At 56.2% G+C, this 4,596-nt stretch carries 5 protein-coding genes; 4 read left to right on the plus strand and 1 reads right to left on the minus strand.

The window, feature by feature from the left end; genetic code table 11:
• Window positions 1-536: 536 nt before the first annotated feature.
• Both E8A46_RS01825 and E8A46_RS01830 read left to right on the plus strand, forming a co-directional pair.
• Complete coding sequence (locus tag E8A46_RS01825) at window positions 537-1,766, plus strand: ABC transporter permease (RefSeq protein WP_291556606.1); 1,230 nt, start codon at window positions 537-539, stop codon at window positions 1,764-1,766.
• Window positions 1,763-2,467 carry an ABC transporter ATP-binding protein gene (locus E8A46_RS01830; RefSeq protein WP_291556608.1) on the plus strand — a complete coding sequence of 235 codons (705 nt, stop codon included), beginning with the start codon at window positions 1,763-1,765 and terminating at the stop codon, window positions 2,465-2,467. The genes E8A46_RS01825 and E8A46_RS01830 overlap by 4 nt, the downstream gene beginning before the upstream one ends.
• Before the next feature lie 99 nt (window positions 2,468-2,566).
• Here E8A46_RS01830 and E8A46_RS01835 read toward each other — a convergent pair whose 3' ends face one another.
• A complete protein-coding gene (locus tag E8A46_RS01835; RefSeq protein WP_291556610.1) occupies window positions 2,567-2,992 on the minus strand; it encodes a hypothetical protein in 426 nt (141 codons plus the stop codon).
• 687 nt (window positions 2,993-3,679) lie between these two features.
• Here E8A46_RS01835 and E8A46_RS01840 point away from each other — a divergent pair.
• Together E8A46_RS01840 and E8A46_RS01845 are read left to right on the plus strand one after the other, a co-directional pair.
• Window positions 3,680-3,865: a hypothetical protein gene (locus E8A46_RS01840; protein ID WP_291556612.1), complete on the plus strand. Its 186-nt coding sequence runs from the start codon at window positions 3,680-3,682 to the stop codon at window positions 3,863-3,865.
• 234 nt (window positions 3,866-4,099) lie between these two features.
• The coding region (locus E8A46_RS01845) for a transposase (RefSeq protein WP_291556613.1) at window positions 4,100-4,596 on the plus strand (497 nt) is incomplete at its 3' end.

The following is a 4,596-nucleotide window of genomic DNA, read 5'->3' on the forward strand; positions in this document are numbered from 1 at the left end:
ATCGCGCGAATGGTCTGGGCCATGATGGCTAGGGGTGAGCGATACAAGGAACCTGTCGCGCTTGCGCGGTAACCGAGATCGCGCCGGAGAACCGGCGTGATGTGAAGGTTGGGAGGGCGAACAGCACGTAATGCAGAGCCGGTCGATCTGGCGATCAGGACAACCCACATGTGCCATAGCATTCTTGAATGCGAGGTGTTGGTCGGGACCTGATCCGCGGAGGGCATTATGGCCAGCGGTCATGTGAACCGCATTCAAAGGCCGAACACATGGCTGCACCGACCAATGCTGCAAAACGTGAAAAAAGCTCTTGCCAACCCGGAGCCGTCCACACATGGCACCTACCGTGCACGAGGTTACCTCCATGACTGCTCCGATTGCTTGCCGCTGGAGCGGTTGCCGGGTGGGGCTCGCACCCACTGGAAAGCGCCGCCTTGTCACGGTGCACACCCACAGCAAACATTCAGGGCCGCGACGATAATTGACTCACATCAATAAACGCTGCCCCAAACGCAATACTGATTGCACGTTAAATAATGAACCCATTCGTGACGCCGTCCGTACTGGGGCGGGCGATGCGTCTGCAACGACCTGACCGTCCAACTTTTCAGCGTGAACTGAGGCTCCGAAATATGTCACTCGTTGTTACGCTGGCATTGCGAAATCTCTTCCAAGATCGGCTTCGCTTTATCGCCTCGCTCACGGGCATCGTGTTTTCGGTGGTGCTGGTGATGGTGCAGACGGGCCTTTACTTCGGCTTCAGCGGCATGATCACAACTATGATCGATCACACCTCGACCGACCTCTGGATTGTTTCGAGTGGAGCGAATTACTTCGAGGATCTCTCGCTTCTCAACACCGGAATGAGAGACCGCCTCCTGAACATCGAAGGAGTGTCCAAAGTCGTTCCAGGAGTGGTTGGATTTTCGGGTTGGCGCCTGCCGGACGGAGCGATGACTTCGGTAATCGTCGTCGGGACTGACTTGACCGCCGGCGGATTGTCTCCTTGGAATGTCGTGGAAGGGACGGCCCAGAGTTTGGCTACTCCGCGAACAGTGGTGATCGATCGGTCCTACTACGATCGGCTCGGCGTGTCTGGCGTCGGCGCAACTGCTGAAATTCGCGGCCAACCTGTAACGGTTGGCGCGGTTACGGACGGCATTCGTTCATTCATGACGACGCCCTACGTATTTTCAGATCTTCGCGAAGCTCGGGCCTACATCGGATTTCCGGAGAGCTTTACCAGTCATTTCCTCGTTCGGCTGAAGCCGGAAGCCGATATCGAACGGACCCGTCGGAATATTCTTTCGAACAATACCGGCATTCAGGCGCTCACTCCAGATCAGTTCAGAGAGAAAAGTCGGTCGTTCTGGCTTTTCCAAACAGGAGCCGGTGCGGCACTCGCTGCAAGCGCGCTGCTCGGGGTTATTGTCGGCACCGTCATCGTCGCACAGACACTCTATTCCAGCACCAAAGACCATCTTTACGAGTTCGCCACGTTGCGCGCGATGGGCGCCTCCAACAGCTATATTTACCAAGTCATTGTCTGTCAGGCACTGGTCAACGCCATCATCGGATTTGCCATTGCGGCGTTGATCGGAATCGCCGTCGTCAATTTAACCGCGAAAAGTGCATTACAGGTCGTGATCACGCCCAGTTTGATAATGGAGCTGTTCGTTCTCACTATCCTCATGTGCATTGTTTCAGCGTTTACCGCGATTTTTCGCGTTGTTCGCGTCGATCCTGTGATTGTGCTGACCCGGTGACCGAGCCCGTCATCGAGGCTGCGAATGTCAGCAGGAGCTTTGGCAGCGGGCCAGCAAGGGTGCAGGCGCTGAAGGACATCGATCTGACCCTGAATGGCGGCGAACTAACGGTGTTAATGGGACCGTCCGGCAGCGGCAAGACGACTCTTCTGTCGATCCTTGGCTGTATGCTTGCGCCTACCGTCGGCACTGTCCGAGTTTGTGGCGCCACCACCAGCGGGGCGCTGCCCGAAGAGCTCGCGAAGATCCGGCGGCAGCATATCGGCTTCGTCTTCCAATCCTATCACCTGTTCTCCACGCTGACTGTCGCCGAAAATGTTCGATTGGCCCTCGACGTGCGCGGCGAGCGTGGGCTCAAAGCGATGGCAAAAACCGAGGAGATACTAGCGAGCGTTGGCTTAACATCCAAAATTGCGTCTTTCCCTCGCCAGCTCAGCGGCGGCGAGCAACAGCGGGTCGCGATCGCGCGAGCCATCGTAGCGGAGCCTTCAGCCATTCTCGCCGACGAGCCAACTGCCGCGCTGGACGCGGCCAATGGGCAGGCAACCATGGCGATTCTCTCTGCGATCGCCAAAGAGCGAGGCCGCGCCGTTCTGGTGGTGACTCACGATCCGCGGCTGTTCGGATTTGCCGACAGGATCGTCTACATCGAGGACGGCTCGATCACGCGTGAACAGTCTACGGATTTTAGGTCTAACTGATGCGCAGCAGCGTTGACCGAGCCCGTTGCTCAAAGGGGAATTAAGCCGCTCGGATTACCCGCAGTTCTCCTTGAACCCGCGTTTGCGTCATCTCCCGGTCTATTTTTGCTGAATTCGGCGGAGATGGTCGACCAGTATGAGAACGCGGCCCCGTATGTAAGCTTCCTGATCGTACGGCGAACCCGCAAAGTGTTCAGCGGCACTGATCGCATATCGATCGCCCCAAATAGGCATGTCACGTGAGCCGTGGCTTGTGACCTGTGTGCGGCCATCTATGACGCCGATAATGTGGTCGGCCGGAAACACGCCTGCATTGTTCTTGGCAATTATTGTTAGGTCAGGCGGCGCGACCTTGAGACTGGAAACGTATGGGCCATTACCCTTCGCATCCATGCCGTGGCAAATGGCACAATGCACCTCAAATTCCAACTTACCAACGTCGGCTTTTTCTTTTTGTGAAAACGCCGTCGTGCTGAACGATGATGTAGTTATCAGAATGAGGGTAGCTAACATTGCTCTTTTCATAATTTCCTCCGTTGGCCCTTTACAATTATTATTCGCAATAAGCCGAGGGACCTGCCATGATGTGCATCAACAGACCGATGTACGTGAGACTAGCTTTGGACGGCGGTCAGCGCCAACGGTGGTAAGAGAATCGAGCGCTGAGTTCGAGCCAAGAGCCGCGAATCATTTTTCGGCTTCCATTGGGGCCAACCGGTCCGGTGCCGTAACGGACCTCGTACCTTTGAAGTTAGGGTATCCGGTACAATTGCAGAAAAAAATCAGATGAGGTGATCAAAATTGAACAGCGGCGCCGAGGCGGAGTTTGGAATAATTATGATGGATTTCGGAGACCCCAGCGCGTTCCAGGAAGACGATGGCCTCAGTGCAGCTTCCCCCGCGCTGGGGCCGTTTCTTTGAGGTTTCGCCTGAAGGAACGACGGTCGAGTTCGTCGGTATCGAGGCTTTCCGGCACATCGACCGTGTGGTGATCGATCGCTCCCAGCCGCCCATCTCGAGGAGCGGAGCGACGCCTTGCTGGTCGAGACAATCGGCCACGGTGGCGTCGGTGCCGTAAATACCTTCGGTCTTTCGTCAGGAGACCGAAACTCTCATTGCCGTTAGCATCAACCCCTGGCGAGCTTCCTTTGATGCAGGTCAATACTGCGCTTCCGAATTTCCGATCTGATTTGTGTGTAGGAGCGGATAGTCATGCAACGTTTTATGCAAGAGAAGAATCTTTCGCTTTTCTTAAGAAGACTCTTGGCTGAACAGAAGGAAATGGATGAGGAGCGGCGTCAGGTGATTTTCATGCTGCTGGCAGAAGAGGAGGCGAAGGACGCCATCGACCGAGTAAGCCAACGGGCCTCGGTAGGGGATTATCCACATGCTCCCTAAACCGCGCCGTCTACGCGAAGAGCGCATCGTACTTTGCCACGGGTCAAATACTTGATTGCGGAATAGTCGTCCGTGAACAACGACCAAGGCGTTGAGGGAGATTCTGTTTCCGGCGTATGGGTAGGTTTGAGATTGCAAGGTTTTGGGGTCGAAGGCCGCAGAACCTTGCAATTTCATTTTTGAGATTCCCCTTCTCGTCGAAGCATGATTCTGTTGCCGCATCGGAGGAAAACGATGCGACCGAAGAAGCCCGAGACCAGGAGATCAGGCGATCTGTTCCGAGCACGGCTGGACCAGATCATCAACCTCAAGCACGAACTGGCGCAGTTGGCCGAGAAGGTCGACTGGGACTTTATCGACGGCGAGATCGCCCCGCTCTACAGTGACAAGGGCCGGCCCGGGATCCCGACGCGGTTTGCGATCGGGTTGCTGCTGCTCAAACAGGTTTACGGACTGTCCGATGAGGGCGTCTGCGAGCGCTGGGTCTATGACCCCTATTTCCAGTACTTGACCGGCGAAGAGTTTTTCCAGCACGAGTTTCCGCACGAACGATCGGACCTGAGCCATTGGCGTAAGCGGCTCGGCGACAAACTGGAGTTGCTGTTGGCCGAGAGCTTGCGGGTGGCGCATGCCAGCGGGGCACTGCGCAGCCAGGACCTCAAGCGGGTCACGATCGACACCACTGTGCAGCCCAAGAACATCAGCTTTCCGACCGACGCCAAGCTGCTGCA

The organism is Bradyrhizobium sp. (genome assembly GCF_004799445.1).
GTDB lineage: Bacteria > Pseudomonadota > Alphaproteobacteria > Rhizobiales > Xanthobacteraceae > Bradyrhizobium.